Here is a 19,966-nt window from a genome sequence, read left to right as displayed (position 1 = left end):
CCTTTTATTTTTAGAAAATAAAACTTACTCTGCGAGCTGACTTAATGCAGATATCCCCACAGGCTCTGTTTCAAGCAAAGGAACAATAGCAACACGTTTTGCCAATGTTGATGTCACCTTTTCAATCTGAGCGACTTCCTGCTCTGCTCTTGAAAGTAACAATGGTGATGTTGTTTCCGTGATAGATAGACTGTTATTGATCACCCACGCCCACGGATGTATATCTGCCCGTATTAAATCATTTTGTAAGTTTTCCGCCTCAAGCACAGGCGTAGTTTCAGCGAGTGTCGTAATAATAACTTTGGTTCGTTCAGGATCTTGTAATTGCATCATCGGCGTTAAATAATGGCCTTTTTCGCCCATTTTTTTAGCAATTTCTTTATGGTATGCTCCTGTCGCATCTAGAAGTAATAATGTATGCCCGGTCGGCGCAGTATCCATGACGACAAAACGTTTACCCGCGTCTCTAATGATGCGAGAGAAAGCCTGAAATACCGCAATTTCTTCTGTGCATGGAGAGCGTAAATCTTCCTCAAGTAATGCGCGCCCCTCTTCATCTAAATCTTTCCCTTTGGTTTCTAAGACATAATTACGATAACGCTCAGTTTCAGCGATAGGGTCAATTCGGCTAACTTGAAGATTGGGTAAAACACCATCGAGGGTTGATTCAATATGCGCGGCTGGGTCAGATGTGGTCAGATGTACATCAAGCCCTTTTTCTGCCAATTTAACTGCGATTGATGCCGCAATCGTTGTTTTCCCTACACCACCTTTGCCCATTAACATAATCAGCCCATGCTGTTGCTGAGATATTTCGCCAACCAGTTCTGACAAGGTAGGTAAAAAAATAGGTTGTTTTGTCGGGGTAATAGTTGGAACTTGTGATAAGTCATTAGATAACAACTGCTTCAGTGCATCGACACCCACCATATTGATATTTTGTAAATAAAGAATATCGATAGGTAACGAGCGTAATACTTCAGGCATAGACTCTAATGCCGCTTGTTCACGAGAGTAGAGCGCATGGGATAACTTATCATTTTCAGTCACCGCCGTTTTAGGGAAAACACCATTGACAATCAATTGCTGATTTTTGATACCCAGAGATGACAACTCGCTATAGGTTCTAGCGACTTCCCTCAATGCGGCAGACTGAGGTCGTGCAACCAAGACTAGTCTTGTTAGTGATTTATCACTCAACGCTTCCACCGCCATGCTGTACTGCTCACGTTGTTTATCAAGACCAGACATTGGCCCTAAACATAACGCACCATCAGGATTGTCACTAATAAAATCACTCCACGCACTCGGGAGTTGTAATAAACGGATGGTATGCCCCGTTGGTGCGGTATCAAAAATGATATGGTCAAATTGCCCCGTAATTTCGGTATTAGTTAACAATCCAGTAAATTCATCGAAAGCTGCAATCTCTGTTGTACAGGCACCTGATAGCTGTTCCGTAATACTTTGAATTACCGCTTCAGGTAAACTTTCTTTGATTGGATTAATAATTTTGTTTCGATATTCTTCGGCTGCGGTTTGAGGATCTATTTCAATAGCAAATAGATTTGGAACCAATGTTATTGGCTTAATATTGTTGCCTATTGATTGAGAGAATACTTGCCCAACGTTAGAAGCTGGATCAGTGCTCACCAGTAAGACTTTTTTCCCTTTTTCAGCCAACTTAATTGCGGTCGCACAGGAAATAGAGGTTTTACCCACCCCACCTTTTCCAGTAAAAAATAAATAATTAGGTGTGTTATCTAAAAATTTCATTTTATTGCTCCTGTTAACAACACGTTTTACCATTACCACAACACGATTTAACACTTTCAGCTTTTTCAATATTCGGTCGGATACCAAACCATCTGGCTAGCTCATGTCGTTTTGGGTATCGACCAGTCAGCACAATCTCACCATCAAGAATCAATAGTGGAAGTGACTCGGCACCTGTGGTTTCCAAAAATGTTTTTGCTTTTGTGTTGTTAACGAACTCCATAGGCTCTTGTGCTAAATTAAAACGCCTTATATTTGCCCCTTGTTTTTTTAACCAATCCGCATCTGTTGCGAAGTCTACCAATGCTTGATCGACTTCGGTTCCACAAACACCAGAGCTACAACATAACGCTGGGTCAAAGACTTCTAGTTTTTTCATACCTCAACCTTATATATGTTTTTTCATATATGTTAATTTAAAAAATTTTATGCGGAACAACTACTCGCAGACTCTTTTGTCTCTAGACTCTTAAGCAAATCTGCAACTCTATTTTTCTCTGTGGCATAGGTGACATCAATGATACTTTTCACCCACGGTAGTAATGCTGGAGATAATCGATAATGAACCCATTTACCATGCTTTGAATCGAGCAAAAGACCCGACTCTCTAAGCATTGCCAGATGTCGAGAAGTCTTTGGTTGCGATAAATTCAAGGCCGTATAGATATCACAGACACATAGCTCACCAGATGCTTTCAAAAGCAATACGATATCCAATCTGGTTTGGTCACCTAAAATTTTAAACAGTTGTAATGGTTCCATGTGTACCTCTTCAGTCTTTTCTTTAAATTATACCTAAAAAACACATGCGTCAAATCGAATATGTTCAATTCTAATATAGAATATTTAAAATAAATAATATTATCATATTGTTAACTTCCGCATATTCTTACCATAGATATAATAAATAAATTTTCTTATACTATTTAATAATTAATAAGAATTATGGAAGTGAGCAAGAGCCGATATTCGATTTAGGCAAATGCTATATATTTTTAATATGGATAGAAAAATGGCAAAACTAAAAAAATTTATTGTTCATCAATTTACCCGAGATTCCAGTAAGCATGCGGCCTTAAACCCTAGATCTACTGAAAATGATCTGGATGAGATGACTGAAGAAGTAGTTTCAACATTATTAAATCTTTTCAATAAAACAGGATTAAAATCTGGTTTTTTTGATAGCGAAGGTGGAATAACTAAGTTTGAACAAACTCTACAACGTAACCATCAACCTATTAATATATTTACTGATTTTCTAAAAATGACAATTGAAATGTCATACTTGTTACTAGATGAATTAAATCAAGGGGCAGCAAAAGCAGCTAAACCCGGTTACATTGTTTTTTTTCACTATGAGAGTAATGGTTGCCAGTTTCTATCTATCGTCACGCTACAAGAAACTAAAGGAATGATTTTAGATAACCTATCTTTCAAATATATAGAACGTTTAGATTTAGATAAACTCCATCTTGGAGCCAGAATAAATTTAACAGCTTGGAATGAGGGGTTAGCTCAAAGATATATCTCATTTCGAGTTGGAAGAAATACTGAAATGAGGGATTATTTCGCTAAGTTTATTGGCTGCAAAGAATTCACAGCAGCTAAAGTTGAAACTTCAACCTTAGTTAAAGCTATTAGGCAATGCTGTACTCAGTTATTTGATAATAATATTGACCTAATTAATGAAAAACTAGCAGATGCAAACTCATATTGCAGAGAACATATTGATAGTGAAGGAAAAATAAACATTGAACATCTGGGAAAATATCTATTCCCTGAACATGATGATTATTTACTCACAATAGTTCAAAATGAGCCTTATAATTTAAGTTCAGAAGTCAGCATTGATAAATCAGAGCTACGAGGGCTAATAAGATACAAGGGTAAAACCAAAAAAATGAGTATAAGCTTTGATTCAGACTTATTGAATTCTAAAGTGTTTTATACCGAAAAAGGATTGCTTTTCACAGAGATCCCTATTGAGTTGAAAGTTGAACTAGAAAAAAAAGATAACTAAAGTTAGACGGGATATATATGAGTAATGATTCATTAAAAAAACTCCATCAAATAAAGAATCTCCTTGAAAAACTAAATGATATTCATATTGATGAAAACATTGCTCATGGTCATATTTTATTAAATAAAGAAAACTATAACTTCCTTTATCAACAAAAAGAAGAGAACCTCTTCAGCTCCGTTCTTCAAATTGAAGGAAGAAATGATTTAAATTTAGAACTCGTTGATATATCAAAATTTAACGAAAAGTATTTTGAAAAAAATTTCAATGTAATTATTGTTATTGACTTGCAGAATTTGAGAGCGAAAGGAATATCAGTTTATAAAGATATAGATGAAGCCATTTCTTTATCCCCTATAGCCCCAGAATATTTTTTATTACTTTCTATTGAGAATGACAAATTGGTCATTTACCCTAACGAACAAAGCAATCCAAGAATATTTCACTACATACAGATAGGAAAGATATGGGAAATCTTAGCTAGGTCCGCAGATGACTCGGATGCAAATTCATGTACTTTTTTAGGATTAAAAAAATCTTTAATTACACTTAATTATGAAATATCAGATTTAAATTATGATTTAGATGGATATACAAAATTCATTAAGCTAATGAGTACCAAAGAACACAGTGAAGAAAAAAGAAAAATACTATCAAATACAATTTATTATTTCACATCAAATAAAGAAATAAAAAATAGACTTAAGACAATAATAGAAAAATTCCCAACCTTTGTGGAAAAATTTGAGGATAACTATCATACTTTTGCTGTAGGATTTAGTTTTGATAAAATTAGAAAAGAATATGAAGAAAAATACAGAGATTACTTATCAAAGGTAAACTCTGTATTAAATGAGTCATTAACACGAGCACTTGCGATCCCCGCATCAACAGTTTTAACTTTTAGTTCTATTAAAAGCACTGGAAATGACAGCCTCAACCAAATATTAATTAACAGTGGCTCATTCCTTGTTGCTTTGTTTGTTTTATTCACAACATACTACACTGTAAAATTTCAAATTAACTTTATTAAAATAACGAAAAATGAGTTTTTTGGTTTACATAATAGGCTAAAAACAGAATTAAATAAAATTCAAATGAAAGAAGAAGATGAAAAATTCCAGTTATTCAGTGACCAATGTGATTTAATCAAAAAACTACTACGTTTCATTTTGTCTATTAGTATCACAAACCTAATAATTAATATTTGTTCATTTATATTCAGTTATTTATAAACCTCTATTCTTTTATTTAAAAACAGATGAACCGATACAATACAGCAGATTATTATAACATAATACTGACAATATTTATCTAACTCTGCTAACGATTTAACATTATCAGGGAGCTCTACATTTGAAGCCTTAGTCAATGGCAATAGATGGCGCACCAGAAGTCTTATTAATCCAGTGATAAAAAATGAACCGTAATAATTAGCCACAATCACTTCACCAAATAGCCATCTTTACCTCTAACCATAAAGATGGCTAATTATCACTAAAAACTCACACTAACCACATTATCCAAACACCCCTCCAACTCATCCATGTAATCAGCATACCACTGCATCATTTCTCTGCGTCCATCCATATACTGAGCATGATTATACGTTCCACGAATCGCATTCTTATCGATATGTGCGAGCTGTGTCTCAATCCATGCTGAATTAAATCCTTTCTCATGCAAAATTGTGCTCATCGTGTGGCGGAAGCCATGTCCTGTTAGCCTTCCTTTATACCCCAACAACTCAATAACCTGATTCACACTTTCTTTGCTGATCGGCTTTCTATGGTCGTTCCGACCTATAAATACAAGCTCATAATGCCCTGATAGTGGCTTGAGTGAATTAAATAACTCGATCACTTGTTTTGATAGCGGTACAACATGCGGTCGCTTCATCTTCATCACTTCAGCAGGTATCTCCCAAATTCCTTTTTCTAAATCAATATCCTGCCAACGAGCAAAACGTAGCTCCTGTGTTCTAACCGCTGTTAGCAAAATAATTTTAGTCGCTGTTTTGGTGATCACGCTGCCTGTATAACCAGCTAGATCCCTCAGAAAATACGGCAACTCTTCGGCGGTTAAGAACGGGAAGTGTTGTTTCTTCGGCGGGGTCAGTGCTGTTGCCAGATCAGGAGCGGGATTGTATTCCGCTCTACCAGTGATGATTGCATATCTGTAAACTTCACCGCAGCGCTGGCGGACTTTGCGCATCTTCTCTAAGGCTCCGCGTTTCTCCATCTTACGCAGCGTTTCCAGTAGCTCTAACGGCTTGATTTCTGCTATTGGGCGTTTACCGATATAAGGAAAGATATCCTTTTCAAAGGTATCAATGATTTCGTCGCGATAACGCAGTGACCAGCGATCAGCTTTCGATTTATGCCATTCACGAGCAATGGCTTCAAAAGTATTTCCTGTACTGAGCTTTTGAATCGCCTTCTCTTCTTTTTTGACTTCTCCCGGATCTCCACCAGCAGCGAGTACCTTTTTTGCTTGGTTTCTCATTTCACGAGCTTCAGCAAGTGTCACAGTAGGAAAAACACCAAAAGCTAATCGCTTTTCTTTACCACCAAAGCGATACTTCATTCTCCAGTAGCGTGAGCCTTTTGCTGTAACTTCAAGGTATAAACCACCACCATCAAAGAGTTTATATGACTTCTCTTTAGGCTTTGCAGTCTCTACCTGACGGGCAGTTAATGTCATTGGGGGCACCTCATTTTGGGGTTGATTTTCAGTGCCCCCTGATATGCCCCCAAAAACCTATTGATGTAGGTTGACCTTGGTTGACATCAGGAGACTGGAAAGTGTATCAATAGCAGGTATTATAAGGGATTACTTGAGCTTTGTGGAGGTGTATTGAACTTGAGTGGCGGAAGATCACAGGAGTCGAACCTGCCCGGGACTGCTGGCAGCCCCAACTGGATTTGAAATCCAGCCGCCTCACCGGAGACGACGATCTTCCTCTATAGATTGGAAAGTGATTATAGACTGAATTCATTATTTTCCAAAGCATTGAAACTACAACCATCCCCTTTATTGATAAAAACCAACAAAAACCCCATTTATTGATAAGCACTGATAATAAAAATCGTTATCTTGATATTGAGGTTTTCATATCCGCCCCCATATACTTTCTTATATTCATAATGGCGTGCTGGTTTTATCACCCTATAACATGAATCGTTTTGGGTATAAGTTCGCCGTTTAACTTCTATTGTCAACACAGTAAGCCTTGGCCTACGAGCGCAAGCCTGCAATCACAGGATGTTTTTATGACAAATTCATTATTAGCCGATTCTGTATTACCCCGTTTTTCTAGCATTGAACCTGCACACGTTTTTCCTGCAGTTGAACACGTACTTACCGAATACCGCCAAACGGTTGAAAACCTTCTGAATGCAACCGAACACTATACATGGGATAACCTGTGCCAGCCGTTAGAAGAAGCCAGTGATAAGCTGTCTCGTGTTTGGTCACCTGTGAGCCATCTGCATTCCGTGAAAAATAGCCCTGAGCTACGCGAAGCCTACGAGCAATGTTTACCGCTGCTGTCTGAATTCAGTACGTGGATGGGCCAGCACGAACCTTTATACCAAGCGTATAAATCGTTAAAAGAAAGCGCTGAATTTAATTCTCTCAGCCAGTCACAACGTAAATCTATCGAAAATACCTTACGTGATTTCGAATTATCCGGCATTGGTTTACCTGTTGAGAAACAGCAACGTTATGGTGAAATTGTTGCACGTTTGTCGGAGATAGCCTCTAAATTTGGCAATAATGTGCTTGATGCCACCATGGGGTGGACGAAGCTGATTAAAGATGAAAAAGAATTAGCGGGTATGCCAGAAAGCGCGGTAGCCGCTGCAAAAGCGATGGCGGAAGCTAAAGGCGAAGAAGGCTACCTTTTAACCCTCGATATGCCAAGCTACCTGCCTGTCATGACCTATGCAGATAACGCAGAGCTGCGCCGTGAAATGAGCCATGCATACAGCACTCGCGCCTCTGACCAAGGGCCAAATGCGGGTAAATGGGATAATAGCGAGCTTATCGATGAGCTAATGGCGTTGCGCCACGAGCTTGCCCAGCTGCTTGGTTTCAAGAACTACGCAGATAAATCTTTGGCAACAAAAATGGCAGAATCACCAGAGCAAGTTTTAGGCTTCCTCAATGACTTAGCAGATCGCGCCCACCAGCAAGGTAAAGATGAGCTGGCTGAACTCACGGCGTTCGCCAAAGAACATTATGGCGTTGAATCTTTAGAATCGTGGGATTTAGCGTATTACAGCGAGAAACAAAAACAGCATAAATTCTCATTAAGTGATGAGCAATTACGCCCTTATTTCCCAGAGCAGCGCGTTTTGAATGGTTTGTTCGAAGTGGTTCATCGTATCTATGGTTTAACCGCCAAAGAACGCAATGACGTCGAAACATGGCATAAAGACGTGCGTTTCTTTGAGCTGTACGACGAAACAAATACCCTACGTGGTAGCTTCTACCTTGACCTCTATGCGCGTGAACATAAGCGTGGCGGAGCTTGGATGGATGATTGTGTTGGCCGCATGGTTTACAAGGATGGTTCACTGCAAAACCCAGTGGCTTACCTGACATGTAACTTTAACCAGCCACTAGGCGATAAACCCGCCCTCTTCACTCATGATGAAGTCATCACCCTATTCCATGAGTTTGGTCACGGCTTGCACCATATGCTGACGCAAATCGATGTGGCTGATGTCGCGGGTATCAACGGTGTACCATGGGATGCAGTCGAATTACCAAGCCAGTTTATGGAAAACTGGTGCTGGGAGCCTGAGGCACTGGAATTTATTTCTGGTCATTATGAAACGGGCGAGCCATTACCCGCAGAAATGTTAAGCAGCATGTTAGCGGCGAAAAATTACCAATCTGCGATGTTTGTCCTACGCCAATTAGAGTTTGGTCTGTTTGATTTCACCTTACACGCAGAGTATGACCCTGCAAAAGGTGCGCAAGTCATGCCAACGTTATATGCGATTAAAGAAAAAGTTGCAGTCGTGCCATCACCAAAATGGGCTCGCTTCCCGCATGCCTTTAGCCATATTTTTGCAGGCGGCTACGCAGCGGGTTACTACAGCTATTTATGGGCTGATGTACTTGCGGCAGATGCTTACTCGCGCTTTAGCGAAGAAGGTATTTTTAACCGCCAAACAGGCCAATCATTCCTCGACAATATTTTAAGTCGTGGCGGTTCTGAAGAGCCAATGGCGTTGTTTGAACGTTTCCGCGGCCGTAAACCAGAACTTGATGCGATGTTGAAGAGCTACGGTATTCATGGCTAATCACATTAAGATCCAGTTGATCTGTGAAGAGGGTGCTGATCAAAGCACCCTTTCTCAACTTTCTGAAAAATGGCAGCTTACCCATACACCAGATGCCACAATGGCGCTGGTGCTTACCCCTGAAAATTTACAGCTACGTAAACTTGATGAGCCCAAACTCGGTGGGATCTTTGTCGATTTTGTTTCGGGTGCGATGGCGCATCGCCGTAAGTTTGGTGGTGGGCGTGGTGAAGCGGTAGCAAAAGCGGTAGGGATCAAAAAAGAGTATTTGCCCGATGTGATTGATGCCACCGCAGGGTTAGGCCGCGATGCTTTTGTGCTTGCCGCACTGGGATGTCGTGTTCGGATGTTAGAACGCCATCCGGTGGTTGCTGCATTGCTGGATGATGGATTACAGCGTGGCTATCAAGACGCCGAAATCGGCCCATGGCTGCAAGAACGTATGTCTTTGATCCATGCCTCAAGCATTACTGCTCTGAGTGACATAACCCCTGCACCAGACGTTATCTACCTCGACCCGATGTACCCACATCGGCAAAAGAGTGCATTAGTGAAGAAAGAGATGCGGGTGTTTCAGTCATTGGTGGGAGCAGATGATGATGCAGATGCGTTATTAGCGCCTGCGATTGCCTTGGCAAAACGCCGAGTGGTGGTCAAACGCCCTGACTACGCAGAACCCCTTGCGGGACAAAAAGCACCGTCAGCGGTCACAACAAAAAGCCATCGATTCGATATCTATCCGTGCATTAAAAATAACGATTAAACGTAACGGCGAAGGGCGTATGTACAGGTGAATTATCAGTATGTTACAGCCGCCCTTTCGCGTACGTTTTTTTGTCAGAGGATTACAACACACCCTGCCCAAGCATTGCATCAGCGACTTTTACAAAGCCCGCGATGTTCGCGCCTTGAACATAGTTGATTTGTTTTCCTTCACCGCCAAACTCAACACAGTGGTGGTGAATATCCAACATGATGTGGTGTAAGCGCGCATCAACTTTCTCAGCTTTCCAGCCAAGACGAGCCGCGTTCTGCGCCATTTCCAAGCCAGAAGTCGCCACACCGCCTGCGTTAGCTGCTTTACCTGGTGCAAACAACACGCCCGCTTCAAGGAACAGCTCTGTTGCAGGGATTGTCGTTGGCATGTTTGCGCCTTCTGCGACCGCTTTAACGCCATTTTTGATTAACACTTTCGCCGCTTCAACATCCAGCTCATTTTGTGTTGCACATGGCAGTGCGATATCAACAGGAACATTCCATGGTTGCTGACCCGCTAAGTAAGTTAAACCAAACTCTTTCGCGTATTCTTCAACACGGCCGTAGTTGTTTTTAATCTCTTCTAAACGTGCAAGTTTTTCCGCAGTAAAGCCTGCTTCGTCAACCACAGTACCGCTAGAGTCAGATGCAGTAACTACTTTCGCGCCCAGTTCCATACATTTTTCAATGGTGTACTGTGCTACGTTACCCGAACCTGAAACCGCAACACGCATACCATCGAAACTTAAACCATGGCGCTGTAACATTGCGTTAGTGAAGTACACTAAGCCGTAACCCGTTGCTTCAGGGCGAATTAAGCTACCGCCAAAAGACAGGCCTTTACCCGTAAATACGCAAGAAGTGTCGTTAGACAGCTTTTTCATCATACCTGTCATAAAGCCAACTTCACGAGCACCTACACCAATGTCACCCGCAGGTACGTCAGTGTTTGAACCAATGTGGCGATACAGTTCTGTCATCAATGCTTGGCAGAAACGCATTACTTCACCCGTACTTTTCCCTTTCGGATCGAAGTCTGAACCGCCTTTACCGCCACCCATAGGTAAGGTTGTCAGTGCGTTTTTCAGTGTTTGTTCGAAGCCTAAGAATTTCAGAATGGATAAGTTAACTGATGGGTGGAAGCGCATACCGCCTTTGAATGGACCGATGGCTGAGCTAAATTGCACACGCCATGCGCGGTTGACTTGGACTTTGCCTTGGTCGTCCATCCAACACACACGGAATTGGATCACTCTTTCGGGTTCAACAAAGCGCTCAAGCAGGGCTTGGTCACGGTATTTTGCATTTTGCTCAAGGAATGGCCAAAGGGAAGTGAATACTTCACGTACCGCTTGTAGGAATTCCGGTTGTGAAGGGTCTCTTTTTTGGACAGACTCCAAGAATGAAGATAGTGATTGTGTCATCTATGTCTTCCTTTTTAACGTGTGGTTGTTGTGATGTGCCTCACTCTTTCTTGTCATTATTTTTAGGAAATGTGAGGTTGATTTGTGTTTTGCCTATTGAATATATCATTAGTTTGTATTCTAAATTCAAGGTTTTTTTTCACTATAATGCAAAAAAAATTGCTTGACCTGCCAATATCTACCCTAAATGACATATTTTGACACAAAAAAAACGCCTGCATAAGCAAGCGTTTTCAGTGAATAATATTTCAAATTGAGGAGAGTAGATTATTCTTCGTCGTCATTTAACGGAACAATCAACATATCCACATGAACTGTATTGATTAGCTGACGTGCAGATGACATCAGCTTGCTCCAGAAATCTTGGTGGTGACCACAGACCACTAAGTCCATGTCATATTTTTTAATCGCATCAACCAGTACTTGGCCGAGATCGCCGCTACCACTTAAGGTTTCTTGCATTTCATAACCTGCACCTGCGGCTAAGTCTTTCAGTGCATTACGCGTTTCATCAGTGATACGCTGCTGCATGTCACCTAAATTGACATCGATAAGGCCGGTGTACAGGTCTGAATAGTTAACATCAACATGGATCATGGAGACTTTGGCACCGTAAGGTTTTGCCATAGAGACAGCCTTATCCAGTAATACTTTACTTTCAGGTGATAAATCTACCGCAACAAGAATATGTTTGTAAGCCATAAGTAAACTCCTTCCGAATGCTGATTAATCCAGTGGTTATGCCTTCACCACATCTTAATAATACTATACCTGCTAATTGTGATAATTAAGTGTTGCTTTGATCACATCTAAGCAGATTAACCTTAAAATCATAAGCGTCTATAACATTTTATAAAACAATAACATCATTCATTCAATATTAATATATTCACCTAAACAATTCGAGTTATGGCTACACTTTCACAAACAAAAAACAACATAATTTCACGCCAAAGTGTGATATCCAATGATAAGTAGCAATAAAGTATTTTTTCAATAGAAACAAAAAGTAATCAAAAATTTGTGGGGGTTGCACTTTTTTTAAGCGGTTATTTATCCTACAATGAAATGACTGAGTATAAATAAAATATCTTGCTGTATTTCCTTTTTGACAAGTGCTGTGAGCTGGGTTTCTAAGGAGGGGATTATGTTCAGTATGATTGCTTTATTTTGGGCACTCTGCATTTTATGCATCTTAAATATGATGCGTTATTTTTCATCTATTCGCGTTTTATTGTCTATTTTGCGGGATTCTGATCCGCTACTCTACCAATCCGTTGATGGGAATGGTTTTTTCACCACCCATGGTCAACTGAACAAACAACTTCGGCTTGTCCGATACATCAATAGCAAACAGTATCTTGAGCATTATGACCCTGAAGTCATTGCCCGTTGTGAGCGAATTCGTAAGCAGTTTATGACAATAAGCCGGCTCAGTATTCTTGTTGTCGTCAGCTTAGTTTATTTGTTAATGACAGGCTAGCAGACTTTCATGAGGCAAAAAAATAGTGATGACCCTACGATCATCACTATTCGAGTATTTTATATCGCTGTGTTCATGTCACTTTCGACGGCTTCACAATATAGTGAAGCCAAGTGAAGTGCTGTTAGATAAACAGCAGAGATAGCCAGTACAACCCACCAGATAAGACAATCGACACTGGTAAAGTCAGTAACCACGCTAATGCAATACTTTTGATTGTTTTAGTCTGTACACCGCCGCCATCAACAACCATGGTCCCAGCAACTGCTGAAGATAATACTTGGGTTGTTGAAACTGGCATCCCAGTATAACTCGCTACACCAATCGACACTGCCGCTGTTACCTGCGCAGAAACACCTTGTGCGTAGGTCATGCCTTTTTTACCAATCTTCTCACCGATTGTGACCGCAACACGCTGCCAACCGAACATGGTGCCTAAAGATAGGGCTAAAGCAACCGCAATGATGATCCACAGAGGTGCATACTCAACGGTATACAGCAGGTCATTACTGAGTTTTTTCAGTAAGCTTGCATCTTTCGCATTGGTTTCAGGTAATTTCGCTACCGCATTCGCTGTATCAGAGATACACATCAATAAACGGCGCGCATGGTTACGTTGGTCAGGCGTTAGCTCTTCGTAGCTCTGAATGCCGTTTAGCATCGTCTGAGCTTGATTTAAAATTGCACCTGTACGTGAACTATCGCAATGGAATTCCCCACCTGGCTCAGTGCTACTTTCAGCAACCGCAGGGGCATTTTCTATCGCGTGGTTTAACGCAGGTTTATGTGTTTCATAGTATTGTTGCAGGTGGACTACAGCGTCATGGGTTCTCGCGATATCATAACCGTTCGAGTTCATATTCATGACGAAACCTGCTGGCGCAACACCAATCAGCACAAGCATGATAAGACCGATACCTTTCTGGCCATCGTTCGCACCGTGCGAGAAACTAACACCAACCGCAGATAAAATCAGCGCGGTACGGGTCCAGAATGGCGGCTTACGCTTACCATCTTTTTTCTCACGTTCTGCAGGTGTTAAGTGAATACGGCGACGTTTCTTTGTTCCGCTCCAATAACGGCGTAAAAAGAAAATCATCAAACCGGCAATCACGAAACCGATCGCTGGAGAAAGAATTAACGACATGAAAATACTGATCATCTTCGGTATATTCAAGGCGTCAACCACTGATGAATCTGTCACTATCGCGTTGGTTAAACCCACCCCGATAATGGCACCAATCAGTGTATGGGAACTGGACGCTGGGATACCTAAGTACCACGTTCCAAGGTTCCAAATAATTGCAGCCAGCAGCAATGAGAAGACCATTGCAAGGCCGTGAGCAGAACTCACATTAAGCAAGAGGTCTGTTGGTAAGAGGTGGACAATCGCGTAGGCAACGCTCAACCCTCCCAGCAAGACACCAAAAAAGTTAAAAACCCCTGCCATGACAACTGCGAACTGTGCCCGCATTGCTCTGGTATAAATAACCGTTGCTACCGCGTTAGCGGTGTCATGGAAGCCATTTATAGCCTCATAGACCAGCACAAATAACAGTGCTAGAACTAATAATAGACCTGTATGAAATTCTAAACCTGTAAAAAGATGTAGCATAGACGTTAAGCCATTATATGTTGGACATGAACGCGGCGCATTATCAGTGACAAACGCTGGCGGTGGAAGCAAAATCTAACCTTTTTTTGATTTAACTACCCATCAAAAAAGTACCTCATAGCAATTACTCCATATATTTCAATGCATTAATCAAAATAAAGTTATTCTGAATTTTTGAAACTTTTTTAACGATATTTCCCGAAAATAAAAGTTATTTGCTCTTTTTGAGCGAATTTTTCTAATTATAATACGTCTTACACACTTTTCATCTGATCTCGCTCGAAGCTTTACATTACAACTACCTCAAGATGACGTAAAATAACCACATTCATAATGTAATTATGCTGAAAATCAAATAGCTATAGAGAAACTAATCGTGAAAAATATCGACGTTATTATTTTAGGTGCAGGTGCCGCAGGCCTATTTTGTGCTTCACTCGCAGGTAAACGCGGACTGAACACCCTCGTTCTTGATAACGGCAAAAAATTAGGCAGAAAAATATTGATGTCCGGAGGTGGGCGCTGCAATTTCACGAATATGTACGCTGAGCACAGCAACTATATTTCCACAAATCCCCATTTTTGTAAGTCAGCACTTGCTCGCTATACACAATGGGATTTTATCGGCTTAGTCGCCAAATATAATATTCCATACCATGAGAAAACCTTAGGGCAGCTTTTTTGCGACAACAGTGCGCAAGATATTGTCGATATGCTGCAAAATGAGTGTAATTTGCCGAACATTTCGATCAAGCTTCGCAGTGAAGTCACTGATGTCGAGAAAACACCAGAGGGATTTCTTGTCACGGTGAATGGAAGCCAAGTAAGTGCTCGCTCACTTGTTGTCGCAACGGGTGGCTTATCGATGCCGGGTCTTGGCGCCACACCCTTTGGTTACCGCTTAGCAGAGCAATTTGGCCACTCGATTATTCCAACCCGTGCTGGCCTTGTCCCATTTACACTACATAAGCCGCTTTTAGAAGCGCTACAAGTGTTATCAGGGATCTCTGTCGCGGCAACTGTGACAGCCGCTGACGGAACACTATTTAAAGAAAACATCCTCTTTACCCATCGCGGCCTCTCTGGCCCTGCTATCTTGCAGATTTCTAGCTATTGGAACCCAGGAGAGTATGTAAGTATTAACTTACTTCCGACCCTTTCGCTCAGCGATTTTTTAGCGGTAGAAAAACAAGATCACCCAAATCAATCTTTAAAAAACACCCTCGCAAAATTATTACCTAAGCGGTTAATTGAAATCATGCAAGCGCAAGGGCAAATCCCTGAGTGCGCCCTAAAGCAATTGAACCACCCACAAGTTGAAGCGCTACATAACACGCTACATGCTTGGCAAGTTCAACCCAACGGGACGGAAGGCTACCGCACCGCAGAGGTGACTTTAGGGGGTGTTGACACCCATGAAATATCATCAAAAACAATGGGTTCACTGAAAACTGAAGGTTTATACTTTATTGGTGAAGTTGTCGATGTCACCGGCTGGCTAGGTGGCTATAACTTCCAATGGGCATGGAGTTCAGCGGCAGCATGTGCAGAAAGCCTGCCCATTAACCATAGTTAATTTAAGGCTAACCAATATTAGCAATGCCTTTTTGTTTGCATCCGTTTAACCAAATATTTCTTAATCCATTGAAAAATAATGGTTAATATTTAATTTCATAGAAATCATATAATTGCAGTTTTAATTATAAGATATATTATTTTGGTTAAAAATAATGCTTTACAAACGATAGTGATAACTATTATCATTACCATCACTTCCTCGGTACGGTTACTTAGTCACCTATTGTAGGGAGTACGACATTGCTCACATTGCTTCCAGTGTTTACTTTAGCCAGCCTTGCGCTGGCTATTTTTTTATCTGCCTCAATGGGTTAATTGGCTAAAACTTCCACAGCATCATTTTCTATTCATTTTCTTCACTTATCTCAAACCTACTTGTTCAAATTTTTTGGATCCTATGGTTAATGGCAGCTACTTTTCTCTCTTAGCAAAACGGTTAAACTGTCTACAATTGATTTAGAGAGAAGTCCAACCACGGTTGGGTATCCAACTAGGAGATAACACGATGATCTATTTACGCAAAGCAAATGAACGTGGTCATGCTAACCATGGTTGGCTCGACAGTTGGCACACTTTTTCATTCTCCAGCTACTATGATGAAAAATTTATGGGTTTTTCGGCACTGAGAGTGATTAACGAAGACTTTATTGCAGCAGGCCAAGGCTTTGGTACTCACCCCCATAAAGACATGGAGATTTTGACCTATGTGCTGAATGGTGCCGTCGAGCACAAAGACAGCATGGGCAATATGGAGCAAATTCCTGCGGGTGAGTTCCAAATTATGAGTGCAGGTACGGGTATTCGCCACTCAGAGTACAACCCGAACAGTGATAAAGAGCTGCATCTGTACCAAATCTGGATCATTCCTGAAAAAACAGGCATTGAGCCACGTTATGAACAAAAACGCTTTGATTCACTCGATGGCAAACAATTAGTTCTGTCACCAGATGCCCGTGACGGTTCACTGAAAGTGTATCAAGACATGGAATTATGGCGCTGGGCATTGCCTGTAAACGACGTACACACCCATGAGATCGCCGAAAAACGCGTGGTGTGGATCCAAGTCGTCAAAGGTACTGTTGAAATTAACGGCCAAAAAGCCTCTACCAGTGATGGTTTAGCGATTTGGGAAGAAACTAGCTTAACCATCAAGGCGGATGAAGACAGCGAAATTCTGTTATTCGACCTGCCTTCTGCGGAATAATCACCCACAAAAAAGGCGCTACAATGTAGCGCCTTTCTCTATAACACAAAACACATTAGCAAATTACAGTTTTGGGCCTGCTTTCACTAAAGCAGCACCTGCTGGCGTGTCTGTGTATTTATCGAAGTTATTCACGAAACGGTTCGCTAAATCCTTCGCCTTCTCATCCCACTGCGCTTTATCTGCATAAGTATTACGTGGGTCGAGGATATTAGTATCCACGCCAGGTAATGCTGTAGGGACTTCTAAATCGAAGACTGGCAGCTTAATGGTATCGGCTTTTTCGATGTCGCCACTTAAGATTGCATCAATGATGGCGCGGGTATCTTTAATGGAGATACGTTTACCTGTTCCGTTCCAACCTGTGTTCACTAAGTACGCTTTCGCTCCTGCAGCTTCCATACGCTTAACTAATACTTCTGCATATTGTGTTGGGTGCAGTGATAAGAATGCTGCGCCGAAACATGCTGAGAACGTAGGCGTTGGCTCAGTCACGCCACGCTCTGTACCCGCTAATTTCGCGGTGAAACCAGACAGGAAGTGATACTGAGTTTGTTCAGGGGTCAAACGAGAAACCGGTGGTAACACACCAAATGCATCTGCCGTCAGGAAGATAACTTTTGTTGCATGACCTGCTTTAGAAACAGGTTTCACGATGTTTTCAATGTGGTAAATCGGGTAAGAAACACGGGTATTTTCCGTTTTCGAACCATCATTGAAATCAACGGTACCGTCTGCTAATACCATGACGTTTTCAAGTAATGCATCACGCTTGATTGCGCCGTAGATGTCTGGCTCAGCTTCTTTAGACAGGTTGATAGTTTTTGCGTAGCAACCGCCTTCGAAGTTAAATACGCCGTCATCATCCCAGCCGTGCTCATCATCACCGATTAACTTACGTTTCGGATCGGTAGACAGCGTGGTTTTACCTGTGCCTGATAAACCGAAGAAAATCGCAACATCGCCTTTTTCGCCAACGTTAGCTGAACAGTGCATAGATGCGATGCCTTTTAATGGCAGCAGGTAGTTCATCATTGAGAACATACCTTTTTTCATTTCGCCGCCGTACCAAGAGCCACCGATTAACTGCATACGCTCAGTTAAGTTGAACGCCACAAAGTTTTCTGAGTTCAGACCTTGTGCTTTCCAGTTCGGGTTAGTGCATTTTGCACCGTTCATCACGATAAAATCAGGTTCAAAGCCAACTAACTCTTCATCAGATGGGCGGATGAACATGTTTTTAACGAAGTGCGCTTGCCATGCTACTTCTGTGATAAAACGGACTTTCAGACGTGTATCTGCGTTCGCACCACAGAATGCATCGATGATAAACAAACGTTTGCCAGACAGTTGCTCTGTCACAATGTGTTTTAAATCAGCCCACACCTCTTGTGACATTGGTTTGTTGTCGTTCTTGCCTTTACCTTGGTCTGCCCACCAGACAGTATCGCGAGTGACATCATCACGAACGATATATTTATCTTTTGGTGAACGACCCGTAAAAATACCTGTATCTACCGCAACTGCACCTAATGTGGTGACCGTGCCACGTTCATAACCTTCGAGTCCTGGCTTGGTTTCTTCCGTGAATAATAGCTCGTAACTTGGGTTATAAACCACTTCAGCTACATCATGAATACCGTACTTTTCAAGTTCCTTCAGGGTAATGCTTTTAGCGCTCATTATATTGCTCCTGGTAAACATAACTAATCTGCAGATGATCATAATTCTTTACGACTAATTAACAGCGATAGTTATCAAAGAATTGAAAATGTATAATTTTTTTTAATTCATAATGAGACTTAGAGCACGTAATAATGCTTTAAAATTATAAAAAAAAGGTGCAGAATTGCACCCTCGTCACATAATTAGGTTGCTAAATCGTATCAGTGAAGTTGCTGATTTCGCTCATCATTTAACCCTTCAATATCGGATTCAATAAATACGTAGTGTGAGCCACAAAATTCACATTCCATATCAATTTTTCCATCTTTGTGCAAAATGTCGATAACATCCTCTTTAGGTAAAGTTGCTAATGTGCTTTCACAACGTTCCCTTGAACAGGTGCAACGAAACTCTACAGATTGCGGGTCATATAATGTGACATCTTCTTCATGATAAAGACGGTGTAAAACCTCTTTAACGCCCAGTGTGCTCAGCTCTTGGCCTTTAATCGTTGCCGTCAGCTGCACTAAGTGATCAAAGAAATCGTGACTGTTCTCATCAGCAGCAGGTAAAACTTGCAGTAACATCCCACCCGCACTCATTTTGCCATCAACTTCACCCACACGAATAAATAAACGGGTTGGTAGCTGCTCTGATTGGCGGAAATACGCATCGATGCTTTCTTCGATAGAATTGCCTTCAATCGCCACAATCCCTTGGTAACGCTCACCTTGATTAGGGGTGATAGTAATGACCATAAAGCCATCGCCAATCATTTGATTAAGCGTACTGCCTGCAACAACAGGACCATCAACACGTGCAACACCGCGCATTTGTTGTAGGTTGTTGCCATTAATGACTGCCATTTTCACTGGGCCATCACCTTGAATTTGAACGGTAATATCACCATCAAATTTCAACGTTGCCGTTAATAAACTCGTAGCAACAAGCAGCTCGCCCAATAAGCCTTTGACTGCGCTAGGGTAGTCATGATTTTCTAGAATTTGCTCGTAGGTCTCATCGACACTAATCATTTCTCCACGGACAGAATGCTGTTCAAACAGAAAACGGTGGAGTTGGTCTTGTTTTGACATAATTTCTCTCTATTGCTCGGGCTGTTGCTCAGGCCA

At 41.3% G+C, this 19,966-nt stretch carries 16 protein-coding genes and 1 tRNA gene; 7 read left to right on the top strand and 10 right to left on the bottom strand.

What is annotated here, in order from left to right; all coding sequences use genetic code 11:
* Nucleotides 1–24: 24 nt before the first annotated feature.
* From arsA to J6836_RS17955, 3 genes are read right to left on the bottom strand one after another with little or no spacing between them, the layout of a single operon-like run.
* Entirely contained in the window at nucleotides 25–1,776 is a 1,752-nt protein-coding gene (gene arsA / locus J6836_RS17965) for an arsenical pump-driving ATPase (protein WP_109913159.1), read from the bottom strand.
* A 13-nt stretch (nucleotides 1,777–1,789) separates the two neighbouring features.
* Complete coding sequence (gene arsD / locus J6836_RS17960) at nucleotides 1,790–2,155, bottom strand: arsenite efflux transporter metallochaperone ArsD (protein WP_109913160.1); 366 nt, start codon at nucleotides 2,153–2,155, stop codon at nucleotides 1,790–1,792.
* A gap of 47 nt (nucleotides 2,156–2,202) precedes the next feature.
* Complete coding sequence (locus tag J6836_RS17955) at nucleotides 2,203–2,538, bottom strand: metalloregulator ArsR/SmtB family transcription factor (protein WP_036968128.1); 336 nt, start codon at nucleotides 2,536–2,538, stop codon at nucleotides 2,203–2,205.
* A 250-nt stretch (nucleotides 2,539–2,788) separates the two neighbouring features.
* Here J6836_RS17955 and J6836_RS17950 point away from each other — a divergent pair, with 250 nt between their 5' ends.
* Complete coding sequence (locus J6836_RS17950; RefSeq protein ID WP_162598877.1) at nucleotides 2,789–3,796, top strand: nucleoid-associated protein; 1,008 nt, start codon at nucleotides 2,789–2,791, stop codon at nucleotides 3,794–3,796.
* A gap of 17 nt (nucleotides 3,797–3,813) precedes the next feature.
* Nucleotides 3,814–5,031 carry a hypothetical protein gene (locus J6836_RS17945; RefSeq protein WP_219245249.1) on the top strand — a complete coding sequence of 406 codons (1,218 nt, stop codon included), beginning with the start codon at nucleotides 3,814–3,816 and terminating at the stop codon, nucleotides 5,029–5,031.
* A 262-nt stretch (nucleotides 5,032–5,293) separates the two neighbouring features.
* Here the strand turns inward: J6836_RS17945 and J6836_RS17940 are convergent, their stop codons facing one another.
* The gene (locus J6836_RS17940) at nucleotides 5,294–6,499 is read right to left on the bottom strand and encodes a tyrosine-type recombinase/integrase (RefSeq protein ID WP_109913163.1); all 1,206 of its coding nucleotides are present in this window, start codon (nucleotides 6,497–6,499) and stop codon (nucleotides 5,294–5,296) included.
* A gap of 164 nt (nucleotides 6,500–6,663) precedes the next feature.
* Nucleotides 6,664–6,758 (bottom strand) — tRNA-Sec (locus J6836_RS17935).
* A gap of 310 nt (nucleotides 6,759–7,068) precedes the next feature.
* Here J6836_RS17935 and prlC point away from each other — a divergent pair.
* Both prlC and rsmJ read left to right on the top strand, forming a co-directional pair.
* Nucleotides 7,069–9,111: an oligopeptidase A gene (gene prlC / locus J6836_RS17930; protein ID WP_219245248.1), complete on the top strand. Its 2,043-nt coding sequence runs from the start codon at nucleotides 7,069–7,071 to the stop codon at nucleotides 9,109–9,111.
* Nucleotides 9,104–9,874, top strand: a complete 771-nt coding sequence (gene rsmJ, locus J6836_RS17925; protein WP_219245247.1) for a 16S rRNA (guanine(1516)-N(2))-methyltransferase RsmJ — start codon at nucleotides 9,104–9,106, stop codon at nucleotides 9,872–9,874. The genes prlC and rsmJ overlap by 8 nt, the downstream gene beginning before the upstream one ends.
* A gap of 82 nt (nucleotides 9,875–9,956) precedes the next feature.
* Here rsmJ and gdhA read toward each other — a convergent pair whose 3' ends face one another.
* Both gdhA and uspA read right to left on the bottom strand, forming a co-directional pair.
* Nucleotides 9,957–11,291 carry an NADP-specific glutamate dehydrogenase gene (gene gdhA, locus J6836_RS17920; protein ID WP_219245246.1) on the bottom strand — a complete coding sequence of 445 codons (1,335 nt, stop codon included), beginning with the start codon at nucleotides 11,289–11,291 and terminating at the stop codon, nucleotides 9,957–9,959.
* Between the two features lie 267 nt (nucleotides 11,292–11,558).
* Nucleotides 11,559–11,993: a universal stress protein UspA gene (gene uspA, locus J6836_RS17915; RefSeq protein ID WP_219245245.1), complete on the bottom strand. Its 435-nt coding sequence runs from the start codon at nucleotides 11,991–11,993 to the stop codon at nucleotides 11,559–11,561.
* 445 nt (nucleotides 11,994–12,438) lie between these two features.
* On the opposite strand from uspA, the gene uspB reads away from it, so the two are divergent.
* Nucleotides 12,439–12,774 (top strand): universal stress protein UspB, encoded by a 336-nt coding sequence (gene uspB, locus J6836_RS17910; RefSeq protein WP_206085193.1) that lies wholly within the window; start codon nucleotides 12,439–12,441, stop codon nucleotides 12,772–12,774.
* Nucleotides 12,775–12,898: 124 nt separating this feature from the next.
* Here uspB and pitA read toward each other — a convergent pair whose 3' ends face one another.
* A complete protein-coding gene (gene pitA, locus J6836_RS17905) occupies nucleotides 12,899–14,389 on the bottom strand; it encodes an inorganic phosphate transporter PitA (RefSeq protein ID WP_219245244.1) in 1,491 nt (496 codons plus the stop codon).
* Between the two features lie 376 nt (nucleotides 14,390–14,765).
* Between pitA and J6836_RS17900 the strand changes: the two genes are divergently transcribed.
* Both J6836_RS17900 and J6836_RS17895 read left to right on the top strand, forming a co-directional pair.
* A complete protein-coding gene (locus J6836_RS17900) occupies nucleotides 14,766–15,965 on the top strand; it encodes an NAD(P)/FAD-dependent oxidoreductase (protein WP_219245243.1) in 1,200 nt (399 codons plus the stop codon).
* A 507-nt stretch (nucleotides 15,966–16,472) separates the two neighbouring features.
* Nucleotides 16,473–17,171 (top strand): pirin family protein, encoded by a 699-nt coding sequence (locus J6836_RS17895; protein WP_219245242.1) that lies wholly within the window; start codon nucleotides 16,473–16,475, stop codon nucleotides 17,169–17,171.
* A gap of 63 nt (nucleotides 17,172–17,234) precedes the next feature.
* Here J6836_RS17895 and pckA read toward each other — a convergent pair whose 3' ends face one another.
* Together pckA and hslO are read right to left on the bottom strand one after the other, a co-directional pair.
* On the bottom strand, nucleotides 17,235–18,854 hold the full coding sequence (pckA, locus tag J6836_RS17890; protein ID WP_219245241.1) for a phosphoenolpyruvate carboxykinase (ATP): 1,620 nt from the start codon (nucleotides 18,852–18,854) through the stop codon (nucleotides 17,235–17,237).
* A 203-nt stretch (nucleotides 18,855–19,057) separates the two neighbouring features.
* Nucleotides 19,058–19,930: an Hsp33 family molecular chaperone HslO gene (hslO, locus tag J6836_RS17885; protein WP_219245240.1), complete on the bottom strand. Its 873-nt coding sequence runs from the start codon at nucleotides 19,928–19,930 to the stop codon at nucleotides 19,058–19,060.
* Nucleotides 19,931–19,966: the final 36 nt, after the last annotated feature.

The organism is Providencia sp. R33 (genome assembly GCF_019343475.1).
In the GTDB taxonomy this organism is placed as follows: Bacteria; Pseudomonadota; Gammaproteobacteria; order Enterobacterales; family Enterobacteriaceae; genus Providencia.
The sequence above is the reverse complement of the archived record's forward strand: the minus strand, read 5'-3'. Positions and strand labels throughout refer to the sequence as shown.